The organism is Mycobacterium sp. E2497 (genome assembly GCF_001668695.1).
Taxonomy (GTDB): Bacteria; Actinomycetota; Actinomycetes; order Mycobacteriales; family Mycobacteriaceae; genus Mycobacterium.
Genome location: NZ_LZKD01000240.1, coordinates 1 through 761, shown reverse-complemented (window position 1 = coordinate 761; position 761 = coordinate 1). Strand labels below are relative to the sequence as shown.

Here is a 761-nt window from a genome sequence, read left to right as displayed (position 1 = left end):
CAGCTCGTCGATGGGCGGGTTGGTGATGCCCAGCGGGGTGTCGTAGGCGCGTTGTCCGCCCGCCGACGGGTCGAACCGGTCGGGGACGGCGGCCAATGCCGCGTCGGACTGCGAAGTAGTCACTTAGGTCGTTCTCCTTGGCGGATTACAGCGGCTGGTACCGCCGGCGATTCGATGCTCAGTCTCGATCGGATTTGGTCTGGCCGGACGGGTCATGCGGAGCCGGCGCAGTATTCACCAGCAAGGATACCAATTCGGCGCACGCAGACTCCAATTGACGGTTGACCACGACCTCGTCGAAGTCGTCCCGGGCCGCCATCTCGACGCGGGCGGTCTCCAGCCGACGCCGCATGGCCTCCGGCGTTTCGGTACCGCGGCCGACGAGCCTGGCCTCCAGGTCTTCCCAACTGGGCGGCGCCAGGAACACGGTGATGGCCTCGGGCATCGCCCGCTTGACCGCCCGCGCGCCGGCCAGGTCGACCTCGATGAGCACCGGGATCCCCGCGGCGGTGGCTTTTCGCACCGGCTCGGCCAGGGTGCCCGATCGGTGCAGTCCGCCGTGGATCTCGGCCCACTCCAGCAGCGCGCCGTCGTCGATGAGCTGCTGGAAACGGGCGGGGCTGACGAAGTGGTAGTCGACGCCGTCGACCTCGCCCGGCCGCGGCAACCGCGTCGTGGCCGAGACGGAGAAATGCAGGTCCGGAATCCGCTTGCGCAGGCACCGGACCACCGTCGACTTGCCGACCGCGGAGGGACCGGAC

At 69.1% G+C, this 761-nt stretch carries 1 protein-coding gene and 1 pseudogene; both read right to left on the bottom strand.

Annotation, left to right across the window (positions count from 1 at the left end; all coding sequences use genetic code 11):
* Window positions 1-123: pseudogene (locus tag A5713_RS22455) on the bottom strand (DNA-directed RNA polymerase subunit omega); the annotation flags it as partial.
* A gap of 55 nt (window positions 124-178) precedes the next feature.
* Window positions 179-761, bottom strand: a 583-nt coding sequence (gene gmk, locus A5713_RS22450) for a guanylate kinase (RefSeq protein ID WP_068098419.1), incomplete at its 5' end; no start/stop codon positions are given.